Raw genomic sequence first — 16,780 nt, forward strand, 5'->3', positions numbered from 1 at the left:
GCTTAGCAATGCGTCTTGCCGATGCTGCAGATGCAATTACTACGGCGCGTTTTGCCGCTCTCGATTTGCATGTAGAAGATAAACCTGATCATACTCCGGTTTCTGATGCCGATCGTGCGACTGAACGGGCTATTCGAGATATTTTGGCACAAGAACGCCCGCAAGATAGCATCTATGGCGAAGAGCTTGGTAAGCAGGCCAGCCGCGGTAGACGCTGGATTATTGACCCGATTGACGGCACTAAAAACTATGTGCGTGTGCTTGATGCGTGGGCTACTTTGATTGGGTTGCAGGTAGATGATGAGATTGTTCTTGGCATGGTTTCAGCGCCAATGCTGCATACGCGCTGGTTTGCTGTGCGTGGGGGCGGTGCGTATATGATGCGTGAGGGGCAAGCACCGCAGCGTATTCATGTCTCTCAAGTAGGTACGCTTGATCATGCATCACTGTCACTTTCCAGTCTTTCCGGGTGGAAAGAGCGAGGTAATCGAGATCGAGTAATCGCACTTACTGATCAAGTATGGCGTCTGCGTGGTTTTGGTGATTTTTGGCAGTATATGTTGCTTGCTCAAGGCGCTATTGATATTTGTGCTGAGCCGGAGCTTGATTTGTATGATATGGCAGCACTTGTGCCAATCGTGGAAGAAGCTGGTGGTGTATTTACTGATTTAGATGGCAATCCTGGCCCTTGGGGAGGTAATGCCTTGGCAACCAACGCACAGTTGTATCAGACGGTTTTTCCTTGGTTTCACTGAATGAGCAAGTGCAAGTTGGCGTACAAAGCTACTGCATAAGCCGATGTACTAAGTCGGTAGGCTGTATCGTGGTTTGGGTTTAAGGGCATTAATAGATGCGATTGTTTGATAAAGCGCGCCATCCTTGGCTTGCGGCGTTTCGTGCTGCCTTCCCATTGACGGCGCCAGTTGGTCTTGGTTTTCTTTTTTTGGGATGTTCCTACGGCATGCTGATGGGAGTGCATGGATTTTCTGTCCTGTATCCGTTGTGTATGAGCGCGCTTATTTTTGCAGGCTCTATGGAATTTGTAACGGTGAGTTTGTTGCTTAGCCCATTTGATCCGATTGCAGCCTTTACTCTAGCAATTATGGTTAACGCGCGTCATATGTTTTATGGTATTGCCATGTTGCCTCGTTTCGCGGAAACAGGTTGGATCAAGCCGTTGCTCATTTACGGCTTATGCGATGAAACATTTGCTTTGCATGTTTCCACGGTGGCACCGCAAGGTATTGACGAGAAAAAATTCATGCTGGCTACCACACTGCTCAATCAAGCATATTGGGTTTCAAGCTCCACACTTGGTGGCCTTATAGGTGCTCGTCTGCCGCAGCATACTGAAGGGTTGCAGTTTGTACTTACTGCTCTGTTTGTTGTCATTGCTATGGATCAATGGCGAGCACAAGCCGTTGCTGGAAGAACTGGCATTATTCTTGGGCTTGTGGTTACTACAGTATGTTTGGTAATCTTTGGATCAGCGCAGTTTATGATACCGGCATTACTTGGTATTGTGCTTTTGTGCTTGGCTTTGCGTTCACGATTGGAGCAAGCATGAGTGTTACGCAGTCAATTATTACCATTGCAGCGGTAGTAGCTGGTACGATGCTTACTCGATTTATCCCATTTTTGGTGTTTCCTGAACGTAAGCGGACACCTAAAAGTATCGAATTTTTAGGCACGATCTTGCCGTTTGCTATGACAGGCTTGTTAGTAGTGTATTCGCTTAAAGACACGGTGCTTACTGCTTGTCCATATGGCATTCCTCAGGCTATTGCAGTAATTCTTGTAGTTGTTGTGCATTGGTGGAAGCATAATATGATGCTTTCATTAGCAGCTGGCACTATCGCATACATGATTTTGATACAAACAGTATTTGCGTAGCATATTACTGCATTGCAGTTAATAAAAACTTGCAAGAAATGTCTATTTGCAGACATATGCCTCAAGTCTCATGATATCGGTTTTACAATGGCAGTATGTTTGCTATGAAAAGAGTGTATGAAACAGCAGAACACACAGATGGTTATCGTGTATTAGTAGATAGATTATGGCCTAGGGGAATGAGCAAAGAGCGCGCAGCAATTGATTGGTGGGATAAAGATATTGCACCGAGTGCCGAATTGCGCAAGTGGTTTGCTCATCGTGCTGATCGTTTTGAAGAGTTTAGCAGACAATATATTGAAGAACTTGATGCTCATCCCGAAGCAGTTCAAGCATTAGTACAAGCAGAACATGAGCATGGCACGATAACATTAGTGTATGCGGCGAAAGATCCTCAAATCAACCATGTGCGTGTGTTATTGGAATATTTGCAACAGGCAAGTGCTGTATAGATAACGAACTGATGTAATTAACGAGTCTTGCTGGAGAAGCATCACGAATCCCAATATATAAGATATATAAGCAGTAGCAATAATTGTGAAGATTATGTACATGCTATACGCTTGACTTACAGTATGACTCAATTTTTCCGAACTTGGTGGACTCGCATTGCGACTCCGTATATGCTGATTACCGCAATCCTATGTTTGCTGGCTTCTATTGCCGGTGCGCTACTGAAACAGTTACCAGTGCTTAACCTTTTCGGTGCGCTCATTATTGCGCTGCTTATTGGTATGCTTTGTCAGTGGCCGATGCGCAAATTCTATATGAATGCTTCAGTCGATCGCTCTAAAGGTGTCTCGGGAGCTGCAGGACTTATCGCTAATAAGCTGCTTCGTCTCGGTATTATTTTGCTCGGGTTTAAGCTGAATTTACAGATTCTCTTCACCCAGGGCTTGAAGAGTTTACCACTGGCCGCAGTTGTAGTAACACTCACTATTGTTGGTACATACGCATTAGCGCGTGCCATGCATGTTGCGCCTCGCTTAGCTATGCTTACTGCAGGCGGTACAGGAATTTGCGGAGCCGCAGCAGTAATGGCTATTTCAGGTTCCATGAATTCGACTGATAGTGAAGAAGTTAGTGATGAAGAGCAACAGTCTCGCGCTGATGATGAAGTGATGGCTGTAGCAACAGTGGCAGTAATGGGTACTGTTTTTGCGCTTATCGATATTGCACTACTGCCATTATTGCCATTGACTACTGCGCAACGAGGTATTGTTGCAGGCGCGTCATTGCATGAAATTGCACATGCTGTAGCGGCAGGTGACGCTCTAGGCGCTGTCGATATTGCTACTATTATGAAACTTTCTCGTGTGCTTATGCTGATTATTGCAGCTTTGGTTATTGCTGTGTGGTGGTCTAAGCGTTCTAATAATGGTCAAGGAGCAACAGGGCCTAAGAAGCTACCAATTCCTTGGTTTATGCTTGGGTTTATTGCAGCATCTGTACTTGGTACTGTAGTGCCAGTATTTCATGCTTGGGCTCCGCAGTTAGTGGATGCTGGTTATATTTTCCTTGGTATGGCTATGGCGGCATTGGGTTTGAATGTGAATTTCAAAGCGATGTTGTCTCATGGTAGGAATGCAGTTATTGCCAGCTTTATTGCTTCTGTGTGCTTGCTCGCATTCTCTATTGCGGCAGCATGGCTGTTCTTCTAAAATGTAATCGTATCGCTTCAGTTTCATTATTGTGGTGGCGGGATAATTATCCCGCCACTGTTTATAACGGGTATTCATCTGTAGCCACACGAAAACGGCGATATGCATCGCTACCATTCAAATAAGTATTAAAAATACAACGTATTGCACATATTAGTGTCGTAAAGCGTACGCTATCCGGATATTACTGCTGTCACCGCGTACAGAGATAAGACCTTGGCGTATAAAGCCGCGCGAAGTAATAAGAGCTTGCATACGCATATTATCAGGATGCGTATCAACACGTATTTCACTACATCTTTGCGCAAAAGCGTAATCAATACAAGCATCATAGAATAGTCCAGCAATATGCTTGCCACGTACGCTCTTAGCGACCGCAACACGATGAATTACCGTATAATTCGCGTGAGGATAATCCCACGTACCGTTGGTAATATTGGCATAATCAGGATCTGGTCCAGGCAAAATAGCAGCCATGGCAACAGGTTTACCATCTAACCGATACACGAATAGGTGATCATGCTCAATATCATTGCGAAGAATTTGAGTGTTCGGGTAGCCATCTTGCCACTGGTTCACACCATCGGCAGCGAGCAATTGTTGAGCATCGTGCACAATTTCCATAACATCATCAAGCTCATCGATACGTACTTGTGAAAGTTGCATAGTACTCCTTGAAGTCGATGCGAACAGTGGTCTATAAGTAGCTTGTGTATACCTAGTGTTGGTGAGAACGGATACGCTGGAACACATACAGTGCTGCAGCGATTGCAGCGCCTATAAGTGCAGGTACTATCCAGCCGAGTTGAATATCAAATCCTGGAAGAAGATGCAGCAAATATGAGACTTGCGGGAGTTGCACGCCAACAAGCTCTAAAAGACGAACACAGCAATCAGCAAGAGCTACCAGTGTAGTTGGAATAATCATGCAGATAGGAAGATATGGCATATGAGCGCGTATCCAAGTGGAAGCAAGACCCACAATGACCAGCACAATAGCAATAGGATAGAGCGCAATCAATACTGGAATAGAAACTTTAATAATCATGCTCAGTCCAGCATTGGAAACAAGCAGTGAGAACAGTGCGAACACAATACTCCATGCGCGATAGCTCATTGGAAGAGAACCAATATGCGGAATTTTTGTAGTCATAAAGGTTGAACAGGTTGAAATAAGACCAGTACACACATTAAGGCACGCAATAATAAAAATCAGGCCGACAAGTATGGTTCCAGGTTGCCCAAATACTGCATGTGTTATATGAGTTAATGCAGTGGCACCTGTATCTGTTGCTGAATCAAGCGGTACAAGTGCTCCAGATAAGGCACCGAGTACTGCCAAAGCCGCATAAACGAGAGTCAGCATAATGCCCGTACCTAGCCCTGCATGGGCAGTATAGGATCGCACTTGCCGAGTGTCCGTTACCCCCATAGCACGGATATTGACACCGATAATAATGCCAAAATATAGTGCTGCCAAAAGATCCATAGTTTGGTAGCCGTCTATAAAACCTTGGGTAAATGCCTGTAGCGTACTACCTTGATAGGCGCCTGTTGCAGGTGCAAACGGTAGATGTATGCTGAATAATGCCCCAATAGTTAGTATTGCAATGAGCACAAGCAGCACAGGGCCGGTGATTTTACCAAGCGTATTACTAAGTTTTCCTGGGAATTGTGCAAAGCCCCAAGCCAGTGCGAAGAATATCAACGAGTAGACAAGTAATGGCGCATGGCTGGAGGAATGCATATGAGGAGCTATTGCCATTTCAAATGATGTTGTTGCGGTGCGTGGGATAGCAAAGAATGGGCCAATAGTGAGCATAATAGCCATTGCAAGAACAGCTGCGAAGCGTGGACCGATCGATCCTGCAAGACGTTCAAACCCATCAGCTTGAGTAACTGCGAGCACGCCCAAAATAGGCAAACCTACTGCAGAGCAAATAAAGCCGAATGTAGCTAGTGGGGTATTGGTGCCAGCAAGTGCTCCTAAAAATGGCGGGAAAATTAAATTTCCTGCACCAAAAAACATGGAGAAAAAGGTAATAGTAAGTGCAAGACGTGATCGAACAGGAAGTGTTACACGATGCTGTGCTTGGTTTGCATCCATGCGTACCGATTTGGTATCAGCTGCGCTACTGTGAGTCATAGTACTAACACTAGCACGTGATAGGCTTATAGTGCATCGTAGTGAGTTGGTAAGGAGTTTCTATGGGCATGCCACTCGATATGTATGTTATTCGACATGGGCAATCAGAAGCGAATGTCATTGTTCAAGCAGGCGAACAAGGAGATAATTCGCTGTTTACTCAAGATAATGTTACCGTGCCAGATCGCTCGTGGCGCTTAACTGCTACAGGACGCAAACAAGCTGATTGTATTGGTAAATGGCTAGTCAGTCAGCAGCCACTGTTTGACCGCTACTTAGTCTCTCCGTATGTGAGAACCCGCGAAACGGCAGCAACTATGGCGCTTCCCAAAGCTAAATGGGAGGAAACCAGAGTGCTTCGAGAACGTTCTTGGGGAGAAATTAGCACTATTACCCAAGATGATTTTCGCGCGAATTACCCGCGAAATTGGATGTTTAAGCGCACCGATCCACTGTATTGGAGACCGCCTGCTGGAGAATCAATTGCTGATGTTGCTGAGGACCGTGTGCACAATTTATTGACATCACTCAATCGCCGATCTGAGGCTGAGTCGGTGGTTATTGTCACCCATGGTGATTTTATGCAAGCGTTGATGCTGACCTTAGAAGATATTTCGGACGAGGAATTTTTACATCGTGCAGACAGCTATGACTGGCGAATTACCAATTGTACGTGTTTGCATTATTCTAGGCGCGATCCGGTAACTGGCAGAACCTCGAAACGGTTGCGTTGGGAACAAACTGCACGTCCTCAGTTAGATCCTCAAACAGGGCATTGGAAGGTTGTTGTCGAGCTGTGGCGCGAATTTAAGCGACCTTTGCTCTCTAATGGTGATTTAGTCAGTGTGGTTCACAGGGTTGATCCTCATTTGTAGATAACAGGGGATATGTAATTATCACAGGAACGCTTTTATTCGTGTTGTAATCGTGGTAATACCAATCTGCGCACATTCTTGTTGCGACATGCCGAGAGGTGAGATTATGATAAAACGCTTAACTTCTTGTAATCTCATATATTGTTTTCACATAACAATGCTCGGTATTATTAGCGTAGGATAATTCGTCCACCGGCTGACTAGAATATCCTCGGACGCGTGGGCCACACGGGCCCGCGCCCATGAGGGACGGAGTAGCAATTGGCACACCTGTTTTCTTGGGGCCTGCACGGCGATGGAAAAACCTTACATCCTGGCGAAGTTGTCGAGCCAAATGAGCGATTAACTTGGCCACGAACTATTGAAATTGGTGCACAGCATGTTATTGCAATGTTTGGTGCAACATTCTTAGTTCCAATTCTTACTCATTTTGATCCGTCAACCACCCTGTTCTTTACAGCGTTGAGTACGGCACTGTTTTTATTGATTAATGCAAACAAGCTACCTAGTTATTTAGGTAGCTCGTTTGGTTTTATAGCACCTATTGCAGCTGTAGCTTCTGCTGGCAAAGGTATTGCCGTAGCAAGTTTCGGTATTATGGTTACCGGTATTTTGCTGGCATTGATTGGTTTACTCGTCCATGTGGCTGGCTCTCGTTGGATTGACGTGATTATGCCACCAGTGGTTAATGGCGCTATTGTGGCAATTATCGGCTTTAATCTTGCGCCAAGCGTGTGGAATAACTTTACGAAAGCACCTGATACCGCGGTAGTAACCCTTGTTGCCGTGATGCTTATAGCAGTGCTATTTAAGGGACTACTTGGACGTTTGAATATTCTTATCGGTGTAATTATCGGCTATATTTACGCCTGTATTCGCGGACAAGTTGATTTTAGTGCTATTGAAAAGGCAGCATGGATTGGTTTGCCGCATTTCCACATGCCACAACCAGATATTTCCATTTTGCCAATGTTCATTCCAGTAGTATTAGTGCTTGTTGCAGAAAATATTGGACATGTTAAGTCCGTAGCACAAATGACTGGTCGCGATTATGACGGTCAAATTGGTACTGCGCTGTTCGCTGACGGTTTAGGTACTGCAATTGCCGGTTTTGGTGGTGGTTCCGGAACAACCACCTATGGTGAAAATATTGGCGTGATGGCTGCAACAAAAGTCTACTCGACAGCAGCCTACTGGTGTGCTGCAGGTTTTGCATTATTGCTGAGTTTGTGCCCAAAGTTTGGCGCACTCATTAACACCATTCCTGCAGGCGTACTCGGTGGTGTTACCACCATGCTCTACGGCATGATCGGTATGATTGGTGTGCGCATTTGGGTTGAAAACCATGTTGATTTTGATAAGCCAATCAATATGATGACAGCGGCAGTGGTCATGATTATTGGTATTGCTGATTTCAGCTTCGCCATTCAGGGCATTGCATTTAATGGTATTGCAATTGGCACCATTGTGGTACTGGTGATGTATCACGGATTAAGCGCTATTGGTCGCTTGACAGGAACAGTTACTCGAGAAGATACTCCTCAAGAAGCGTAATGCTTATCGAATAATCGACTACAGTTACGAGCGCTGATTACGCTAAACCTAGCACGGTATTTCAACCAATCTTGCTTATTACTTGCACGGTAGCAGGCAAGATTGGTTTTCTTTTTGCTGTCAAGTAGGTCGAATAGTCGCAACACGCACAAGTGGTGACCTTACGATACAGTTATACAGTTTGAGCAGGCACCTTATCGATTGTGCCAGCATTATATATTCCAGCCGAAAGGCATTATCGAAAGGTCCCCGTGCCACAAGAATTTGCACAGCGCGAGCAACAAGACGCACCAAGTCAATCTATACAAATCTCAAGAGATCAGGCTCCAACATTCGCTCAACTAGGCGTACCAGATAAACTCGTGTATGCACTCAAAGCAGACGGCAAACGCACTGCTTTCCCTATTCAGGCAGACACACTTCCCGATGCATTGAACGGAAGAGATGTACTCGGCAGAGGGCGCACAGGTTCAGGTAAGACCTTAGCGTTTTGTCTGCCAATGATTGCGCGCATTGCCAATGGTAGCGCTTTGCGTATGCTGGATACCGAGATCCAACAGGGAGCAGCAACTGTTGCACCATCCAAAGCCACATCATCAAAGTCAAAGCATATTGCTCGACCGTATGGTCTTATCTTGGCTCCAACTCGTGAGCTGGCTAATCAAATTGATGAAGTACTTGCTCCTTTGGCTGCACGGTTTGGTATCCGAAGTGCAGCAGTGTATGGCGGTGTACGCTATGATCGACAGATTCGTAAAATTGCACATGCAGGTATTGTTGTTGCTTGTCCAGGGCGACTTGAAGATTTAATTCGCAAAGATGCTATTGCTCTTGACTGTGTGGGGTGTGTGGTCATTGATGAGGCCGATGAAATGGCAGATATGGGCTTTATCGAGCCAGTAACGCGTCTGCTTGAGCAAGTGCATCAAAGCGCACAAAAAATGCTCTTTTCGGCAACACTTGATCATGGGGTTGATACCCTCGTTGAGCGATTTTTACATAACCCTCGCGTGCATCATGTTGATGAAGCTGATGCGCCTGTTGCAACCATGACGCACCACGTGTTCATCGTTTCACCAAAAGAAAAGAATACGATTGTTACAGCGCTTGCTAGTGGAGTAAGTAAACGCATTTTGTTTACTCGGACAAAATTCCAAGCACAGCGTCTTGCTCAGTACCTTATTGATCATGGTATTCCTGCAGCACAACTGCATGGTGATTTGAATCAAAGTCAACGTGATCGGAACTTACAAGCCTTTGAACGTGGACAAGCTAGGGTTATGGTGGCTACTGATGTGGCTGCTCGTGGTATTGATGTCTCTGATGTTGAGCTTGTAGTACAAGTAGATCCGCCTCAGGATAGTAAATCCTTTACACACCGCTCAGGTCGCACCGCACGAGCAGGGCAGAGCGGTCATGTTGTTACCTTAGCATTGCCTAATCAACGCCGTTATACGCGACGGCTTATGGCACAAGCTGGAATCCATGTTAAACCAATGAATATTAGTTTCAGTGATCGTGAACTTGTAGAGCTTGTAGGTACGGTTGCTGAAAAAGAGTATGGTTGGCAGCTACCAGTTTTGCAACGGACACCTCGTGCTCACCTCTATAAAGGGCAGGGTAGTAAGAAGCGTTCCAGTGCTCAAGCTCAAAATGAGCACAAGCGTCGGGCGAATACACATCGGGCCAATGCACATCATGGGCACCGCAGTGAATCTGAGCGTCAAAATCAGCCAAGAAATCGTGCAGAACGACGCGCACTGCAGTTTGCAGGAAAACAGCATGAACGTGGGGCGCAGGGGGCACGTCATAATACACAGCATCGAAAGCGGATATCAAAACGTGCACCATTTAATGCATCACGCCATCACGGCTAAATATGCATATGGTTACGCATTTATGGTTAAGCCGTGAGATAGTCACTAGTAAAACTAGCCTATGAGTGGGTACACTAGAGGAGAAGCTTAGTCGACTCTCATGTTTGGAGGCATAATGACAGCACAAGCAAACGTTGGCGTAGTAGGACTTGCGGCAATGGGCGCCAGCTTGGCACGAAATCTCGCACACCATGGCAATACTGTTGCTATCTACAATCGCACACCAAAGCGCACTGATACCTTGATGGAACAGCATGGTGACGAAGGCGCGTTCGTTCCTTCATACACACTACAAGATTTTGTCGATAGTCTTATTCCTCCACGCACAGCCATTATTATGGTAAAAGCAGGCGAACCAACTGATGAAATGATTAACGCGCTCGCAGACCTCATGCAACCGGGGGATATTATTGTTGACGCTGGTAATGCATACTTCCCAGACACAATGCGTCGCGAAAAGGAAATTCGCGCTCGTGGTTTGCATTTTGTAGGCTGTGGTGTATCTGGCGGTGAAGAAGGCGCTCTTAAAGGTCCTTCAATGATGCCTGGTGGTACTGAGGAATCATGGCAAACCTTAAAACCAATTTTGGAATCTATTGCAGCGAAGGCTGAAGGTGAACCATGCGTGACCCATATCGGAGCTAACGGTGCTGGCCATTTTGTGAAAATGGTACATAATGGCATTGAATACTCTGATATGCAGCTTATTGCTGAAAGCTATGATTTAATGCGTCGTGGTTTGGGTATGTCTGCCAATGAAATTGGCGATGTGTTTGAGCAGTGGAATAAGAGCGAACTTGAGTCATATTTAATCGAAATTACTGCCGATGTACTGCATGAGCAGGATAAGACTACTGGTAAACCGCTGGTTGATATCATTCTAGACCATGCTGGAATGAAGGGTACTGGTACATGGACTGTGCAAACAGCATTGTCACTTGGTGTGCCAGTTACTGGTATTGCTGAGGCTGTGTTTGCCCGTGGACTGTCTTCACAGACTGCTTTACGTCAAGGCGCTCAAGCTATTGATTTTGCTGGGCCAGATGGTTCTTTACAGCTCAGCGAGCAAGAGCGCGAGAGCTTTATTGAAGATATTCGTCATGCACTGTATGCATCAAAGATTGTAGCTTATGCACAAGGCTTTAATGAAATTACTACCGCGGCACAAGAGTACGATTGGAAGATTGATCTTGCAGCTGTGGCACGTATTTGGCGTGGCGGTTGCATTATTCGTGCAAAGTTCCTTAATCGTATCGCAGAGGCCTTTGAATCTGGTCAAGCAGAAACTTCATTGCTCTTTGCTCCATACTTCAAAGAAGCTATTGAGCAGGCTCAGGCATCATGGCGACGCGTTGTGGCTCGCGCTGCACAGTACGGTATCCCAACGCCAGTGTTTGCTTCTTCATTGAGCTATTTTGATGGCTTGCGTGCTGATCGTTTGCCGGCGGCTTTGATTCAAGGTCAGCGTGATTATTTTGGTGCGCATACATATCAGCGTGTAGATAAGGAAGGCACATTCCACACTTTGTGGGCTGAAGAAGGTCGTCCAGAAATCAATGCCTAATTGGTGGTACATGCCTAGTTGTTAGTAATACACCGATAGCTTGTGCTGGCTTGTGTACATTACAAGTACAGACAACAAGTAATGGGGGAGTAGTTCATTTTGATGAACTGCTCCCCGCAACTTTGTACTCGCAAAAATACTCTGAGTATTGTTATTATTCTGATTATCTTAGAACAATTCGGCTATAGGAGTCCAGCTCGAGCTTTAAGCGTGAGCACGCGAAGTGCTGCCTGATCTACCAGTTGAGCAAATTCTGGATTGCTGCTATCTGCTTGAATCAGCCCCTGAGCAATAGGTGCCACATATTCACTGGCGCCGATACATAGTAAATCTCCACCTGCTTCAATGAATTGTGTACCTAGTTGTTCAGCTGGAATGCTCGCTAATGCGGCAGCAGACATAGAATCTGATGTAATCACGCCTTGGAAATGCAAAGTATTGCGCACATATCCTTGAACAATAGTATGTGATAGTGCAGCAGGATGATCAGCATCGATATTGGCGTACGTTGCCAGCGACATCATCACCATATCAGGATGAGATTGCAACGCTGTAGTAAAACCTAACATTTGACCAGTATTATCCAAGGCAGTTGTTGTATCTACAATACTGTCAGCGGTGAAATCTGTATTGCCAGTAATCGCCCCTAAGCCAGGAAAATGTTTTACTGCAGTAAGTACCCCAGCATCATGCATTCCTTCAATAAATGCAGCCGCGTGAGCACCATTATTGGAAGGATCTAATCCAAAATCCCTGTCATACATGCCGATAGGGGCATTAGCTTGTCGGCTAGAAGTACTCACTGTGCCTGCAACAGGAGCGAGATTAAGATTTACTCCAGCTTGTGCAAGTTGTAATCCCCATTGCTTGGATTGCGCGCGTAAATTCTCAAGGGGTAGCTGCCCCTGTTGCACCGCGGTTGGCATTCGATCAAAACCTACACCACGCAGGTGTTGTACTGCACCGCCTTCCTGATCTGCGCTAATGAATAAGCGAGCTTGTGGATGGGCATAGGTTTGTAATACTTGTGCTTGTGCTGCCACACCCTGCACTCCAGTATTCCAATTGCCAAGTAATAGAACAGACCCAATATGGTATTGATCAAACCAGGGTTTGATTTGAGAAGCATTGCTGCCCGCAAACAGTGGCGCCATAATCAGCTGACCAATACGTTCCTGCCGACTCATGGAACGCAATACTGTTTGTGCTCGATGCTGTGCACTATCTGTGTGTTGTTGATCAGCTTGTGACTTGCCGGTTGAGTTGGGTTTTGGGGTAGCTTGCTTGTATTGATTGTGCGATTGACTGCGTTCTGTTTGACTTTGAGATGGTGCTGATGAAGTATGGTTTGGCAAAGTTAGTGGCATGGAACAGCCTGAAACTAGTGCAAGTAGTGTTGTTGCAGTTATTACTACTTGTATAACACGATATTGATGTTTGTGCTGTACCAGATGCGTCATACTCTATTTGTATCATGCAAACTACCTAGAAAGAGGCGTAATGCACGAATCAACACAGCATAGTGAAACAATATCTACCCGTCGTAGAAGATGGAAATCTTTAATTAAACTTACGCTTTTACCACAGATTGTTTCTTTTTTACGCCTGTTTGATGGTGCTACACGTGCTCTTATTGTTGTCGCTTTGCTGCTTTCTACAGTTTCTATAGCTACTGTGGCAGTTGGAGGATTTTCTATAGATTTGCCGGATGAGTCAGTAGTAGTGGAAACGGATGCATCCTCAGCACAATGATGATATGACCTTATTGCTGCCTTACTCATAACACCTATCCAAAGTACAATGTGATTTGGTAATACCGTGTTTACAAGCTATGTGTTTACAAGCTATGAGTTTGTATAAAGCTAGTAAGCAATATGAAGAATAGTGTGCATTGTGTGAAGTAGTACGGTAGCCTTAAGGCATGACCTTTTTTGATATATTCGGCATGATGTTTCCAGACGATGATGAGTTTGGAAACAATCAATCACGTAAACGTCGTGCTGCAAAGGATGATGACGCTATCACCATTGACGATGTTGTAGCTGACGGCGATGAACAGCCATCGGCTCAGCAGTCTCAATCTTCCGCTAATCGACGCACACACGAACAGCAGATGCCGCATTTTGATGCATCAACATTATTTAATAAGCGACCGAAAATCACTTCGCGTACTAAACAAGGGTCGATGAGTAAAGGACAGAAAATCGGTATTGGCATACTGATTGCCATTATTGCACTGATTGCTCTCATTTTTGGATTATCGACATTTATTACAGAAGTATTGTGGTTTAATCAGCTTGGCTACAGTTCAGTAATATGGACACAGCTCGCGGTGCGTGTAGGTTTGTGGATTTTCTATGCGTTTATAGTGGCGCTAACTGCGTCGATTGCAGCTCGACTCGCAATCCGAGCAAGACCAGGGTTTAGCGATGGGTCACAAGTTCGGGTAAAGGGCGGCATATTGCAGATCGATGCTGGTATGAGCTCGAAAACCGCACGAAGACTAGCCACCGGTATTGCATTTATTGTTGGTGCTGTTGTAGGCGCACAGTTTAACGCCAACTGGTCTGAAGTACTGTTGATGTTCCATGCTCAGCAATTTGGTAGTAAAGACCCTCAGTTTGGTTTGGACACTGGATTCTATGTATTTGTGCTACCAGGCCTGATGATGATTGTTACCATGGTATGCACGATGCTGACGATGGGACTAATCTTTTCTATTGCCACGCACGCATTGATGGGCGGTATTCGCCTTGCAATGCCAGTTCGTGGTAAATCCTTATTTGATATGACCGCTCGTGCACGCCGTCAGATTGCTCTTTGGTTTATCGCCACCATGTTGGCGTGGGCGGTGCGCTTAGGTCTAAGCGTGTTTAGTTCGCTTACTGGACAAGATGATCGCATTACGGGTGCTCAATATACCGCAGTACATGCCACTATTCCAACAACACTTGTTATGGCAATATTACTTGCACTAATGGGTATTGTAATTGGCGTTTGGATGATGACAACGCGCTCACTATCCAATACCACACCGGCTACCAGTGCAGCAGCGGCATTGCGACAGTGGCGTACTCCAGTAGTTGCAGTAGCAGTTGTTGTTATTGCTGGTTTGTTGCTATCAATAGTTTATCCGGCATTATTGCAGCGTTTCCGCGTTAACCCTAATGCGCAGGAATTAGAATCTACCTATATTCAGCGCAATATTGATGCAACTACTGCAGCATATGGCTTGAATAAGGTAAAAGTTGAAGAATATGATGCAACCACACAAGGTAAGTCTGGTGCGCTTAGCCAAGAAACTGAGACAACAGCGCAGATTCGTTTGTTGGATCCTCAAGTAGTTTCACCGACATTCAAGCAATTACAACAGTCTAAGCAGTATTACACTTTTGCAGACACACTTGCTGTTGATAAATACAATATTGATGGTGTAAGTCAGGACACTGTTATTGGTGTGCGTGAACTTAATCTTGACGGCAATGATAATCGTAATTGGGTCAATGATCATACTGTATATACGCATGGTTATGGAGTGGTAGCTGCTTATGGTAATAAGGTGACTGCTGACGGTCAACCAATGTTCTTTGAACAAGGTATACCAACGCAGGGCGCTTTAACGCAAGCGCAGCAGTATGAACCGCGTATTTATTTCTCGCCGAACGCTCCGGAATATTCTATTGTTGGTGCGGGAGAAGGTCAAAGCGCTTGGGAATTTGATTACCCAACTGGCTCTAAGGGTGCTACGAATACCTTTGATGGTAATGGCGGACCTTCGGTAGGTAACCTGTTTAATCGCTTGCTGTATGCTATCCGATTTGGTTCCGATCAGATTCTCTTCTCAGATCGTGTGACTAATAATTCACAGATTCTCTATGATCGTAACCCTCGTACTCGTGTGCAGAAGGTTGCGCCATATTTGACGCTTGACGGCCGTGTCTACCCTGCAGTGGTGGATGGCAGAGTGAAGTGGATTGTTGATGGGTTTACTACTTCCGATGCGTATCCATATTCACAGAAAACTGATTTAGGGCAAGCTACTACTGACTCGCTTACGGTAAGTTCAAAAACTGTGCAAGGTTTAGGCTCTCAGGAAGCAAATTACATTCGTAATTCCGTTAAAGCAGTAGTAGATGCTTATGATGGCTCTGTTGATTTGTATGCTTGGGATGTCAAAGATCCAGTATTACAAGCATGGCAGAAGATTTTCCCGGGGCAGTACAAACCAATTTCGCAGATGTCTGGTGATTTGATAAGCCATATGCGCTATCCAGAAAGTTTGTTCAAAGTGCAGCGTGAGCTGTTGAGCAAGTATCATGTGACTAGCGCAAGTCAGTATTTCTCTGGAGAGGATTTCTGGCAGACACCAACGGATCCTACGGAGTCCAAGCAGGAACAAGAGCAGGGTATTTTGCAGCCACCTTACTACTTGACTATGCAAACGCCAGGTACCGATAAGCCAATTTTCTCGCTGACTTCCACCTATATTCCTGCAGGATCGGTTACACGAGAAATTCTTACTGGATTCCTTTCTGTTGATTCTGATGCAGGTAATACTGCGGGTACTATCGGTCCTGACTACGGTACTATTCGGCTTTTAGAATTACCGAAAAATACCAATGTGCCAGGTCCAGGTCAGGCACAAAATAATTTCAATGCGAATGCTGATGTGTCTAAAGAGCTTAATCTGCTCGAATCCGGCAGTACCAATGTGGTGCGCGGTAATCTGCTTACCCTGCCACTGGGCGGTGGCTTAGTGTATGTGCAGCCAGTATATGTGCAGTCTAGTGGCTCGACTAGCTACCCGTTATTGAAGAAGGTGCTGGTTGCATTCGGCGATCAAGTTGGTTTTGCTGATACGCTTGATGAGTCGCTCAACCAGGTATTTGGCGGTAATTCTGGTGCAAAAGCAGGCGATGCTGACAATAGTGCAACAGGAACAGCAACTGAGTCAACGGATGAGGGCGCTGATCAAAGCCAGAAGCCAGATACATCAGAGAATACATCGCAGTCTCAAGAATCTGGATCCTCATCAGCTGGATCGTCATCGGTAAGTGGTGCGTTACAGCAAGCACTTCAAGATGCGGCACAGGCCATGAAAGATGCTGACCAAGCTCGTCGAGATGGTGATTGGGCATCATATGGTAAGGCACAAGAACAATTGCAGAAATCGCTGGATAAGGCGGTGCAGTTGAGTAGGTAACCTCAGT

14 protein-coding genes are annotated in these 16,780 nt (G+C 45.5%); 11 read left to right on the forward strand and 3 right to left on the reverse strand.

Annotated features, from left to right (window positions below):
• Positions 1-8 precede the first annotated feature (8 nt).
• The 5 genes from IEU85_RS01750 to IEU85_RS01770 all read left to right on the forward strand — a co-directional run bounded on the left by IEU85_RS01750 (position 9) and on the right by IEU85_RS01770 (position 3,554).
• Complete coding sequence (locus tag IEU85_RS01750; protein ID WP_229714730.1) at positions 9-755, forward strand: inositol monophosphatase family protein; 747 nt, start codon at positions 9-11, stop codon at positions 753-755.
• A gap of 95 nt (positions 756-850) precedes the next feature.
• The gene (locus IEU85_RS01755) at positions 851-1,567 is read left to right on the forward strand and encodes an AzlC family ABC transporter permease (protein WP_188354518.1); all 717 of its coding nucleotides are present in this window, start codon (positions 851-853) and stop codon (positions 1,565-1,567) included.
• Positions 1,564-1,893 carry a branched-chain amino acid transporter permease gene (locus IEU85_RS01760; RefSeq protein WP_188354519.1) on the forward strand — a complete coding sequence of 110 codons (330 nt, stop codon included), beginning with the start codon at positions 1,564-1,566 and terminating at the stop codon, positions 1,891-1,893. Before IEU85_RS01755 ends, IEU85_RS01760 begins: the two co-directional genes overlap by 4 nt.
• A gap of 95 nt (positions 1,894-1,988) precedes the next feature.
• Positions 1,989-2,345 (forward strand): DUF488 domain-containing protein, encoded by a 357-nt coding sequence (locus tag IEU85_RS01765; protein ID WP_188354520.1) that lies wholly within the window; start codon positions 1,989-1,991, stop codon positions 2,343-2,345.
• Between the two features lie 123 nt (positions 2,346-2,468).
• Positions 2,469-3,554: a YeiH family protein gene (locus IEU85_RS01770; protein ID WP_188354521.1), complete on the forward strand. Its 1,086-nt coding sequence runs from the start codon at positions 2,469-2,471 to the stop codon at positions 3,552-3,554.
• Positions 3,555-3,707: 153 nt separating this feature from the next.
• Here IEU85_RS01770 and IEU85_RS01775 read toward each other — a convergent pair whose 3' ends face one another.
• A complete protein-coding gene (locus IEU85_RS01775) occupies positions 3,708-4,220 on the reverse strand; it encodes a GNAT family N-acetyltransferase (protein ID WP_188354522.1) in 513 nt (170 codons plus the stop codon).
• 52 nt (positions 4,221-4,272) lie between these two features.
• Complete coding sequence (gene brnQ / locus IEU85_RS01780; RefSeq protein WP_188354971.1) at positions 4,273-5,661, reverse strand: branched-chain amino acid transport system II carrier protein; 1,389 nt, start codon at positions 5,659-5,661, stop codon at positions 4,273-4,275.
• Between the two features lie 101 nt (positions 5,662-5,762).
• On the opposite strand from brnQ, the gene IEU85_RS01785 reads away from it, so the two are divergent.
• The 4 genes from IEU85_RS01785 (at position 5,763) to gnd (ending at position 11,570) form a co-directional block, all read left to right on the forward strand.
• Positions 5,763-6,575 (forward strand): histidine phosphatase family protein, encoded by an 813-nt coding sequence (locus tag IEU85_RS01785; RefSeq protein WP_188354523.1) that lies wholly within the window; start codon positions 5,763-5,765, stop codon positions 6,573-6,575.
• A gap of 261 nt (positions 6,576-6,836) precedes the next feature.
• Complete coding sequence (locus IEU85_RS01790) at positions 6,837-8,129, forward strand: uracil-xanthine permease family protein (protein WP_188354524.1); 1,293 nt, start codon at positions 6,837-6,839, stop codon at positions 8,127-8,129.
• Between the two features lie 251 nt (positions 8,130-8,380).
• Entirely contained in the window at positions 8,381-10,006 is a 1,626-nt protein-coding gene (locus tag IEU85_RS01795) for a DEAD/DEAH box helicase (protein ID WP_188354525.1), read from the forward strand.
• 115 nt (positions 10,007-10,121) lie between these two features.
• Positions 10,122-11,570: an NADP-dependent phosphogluconate dehydrogenase gene (gene gnd, locus IEU85_RS01800; protein WP_188354526.1), complete on the forward strand. Its 1,449-nt coding sequence runs from the start codon at positions 10,122-10,124 to the stop codon at positions 11,568-11,570.
• Positions 11,571-11,752: 182 nt separating this feature from the next.
• Here gnd and IEU85_RS01805 read toward each other — a convergent pair whose 3' ends face one another.
• On the reverse strand, positions 11,753-13,030 hold the full coding sequence (locus IEU85_RS01805) for a glycoside hydrolase family 3 N-terminal domain-containing protein (protein WP_229714680.1): 1,278 nt from the start codon (positions 13,028-13,030) through the stop codon (positions 11,753-11,755).
• A gap of 40 nt (positions 13,031-13,070) precedes the next feature.
• Here IEU85_RS01805 and IEU85_RS01810 point away from each other — a divergent pair, with 40 nt between their 5' ends.
• Together IEU85_RS01810 and IEU85_RS01815 are read left to right on the forward strand one after the other, a co-directional pair.
• A complete protein-coding gene (locus IEU85_RS01810) occupies positions 13,071-13,322 on the forward strand; it encodes a hypothetical protein (protein ID WP_188354527.1) in 252 nt (83 codons plus the stop codon).
• A gap of 169 nt (positions 13,323-13,491) precedes the next feature.
• On the forward strand, positions 13,492-16,773 hold the full coding sequence (locus IEU85_RS01815) for a UPF0182 family membrane protein (protein WP_188354528.1): 3,282 nt from the start codon (positions 13,492-13,494) through the stop codon (positions 16,771-16,773).
• The last annotated feature ends 7 nt before the right edge of the window (positions 16,774-16,780 follow it).

The sequence above is a fragment of the Galliscardovia ingluviei genome (genome assembly GCF_014635685.1).
Lineage (GTDB): Bacteria > Actinomycetota > Actinomycetes > Actinomycetales > Bifidobacteriaceae > Galliscardovia > Galliscardovia ingluviei.